The following is a 260-nucleotide window of genomic DNA, read 5'->3' as shown; positions in this document are numbered from 1 at the left end:
TGCCGATGTGCGTATTTTGGCACCTTCCCCTTCAAACTTGGTATAATCGTATTTACCGTTTACATAAAATTCTGAAGCAGCACAGTCAAGCGCAATCATTACATCATCGCCAAATTTGTACCCTGCCTTTTCAACCGCCAGTTTTATAGTGTCAAGTGCATCTTCTGTACCACCGGCAAAGTTAGGTGCAAAACCACCTTCATCTCCAACTGCGGTACTCAGGCCACGATCATGTAATACTTTTTTTAAATTATGAAATA

Annotated in this window: 1 pseudogene; it reads right to left on the bottom strand. The window is 41.2% G+C overall.

Features of this window, described 5'->3' with window-relative positions:
• Nucleotides 1-260, bottom strand: a pseudogene (gene eno / locus ACMGDM_RS20640) (phosphopyruvate hydratase); the annotation flags it as partial.

Source organism: Sphingomonas larreae, assembly GCF_051400595.1.
Lineage (GTDB): Bacteria > Pseudomonadota > Alphaproteobacteria > Sphingomonadales > Sphingomonadaceae > Sphingomonas.
The sequence above is the reverse complement of the archived record's forward strand: the minus strand, read 5'-3'. Positions and strand labels throughout refer to the sequence as shown.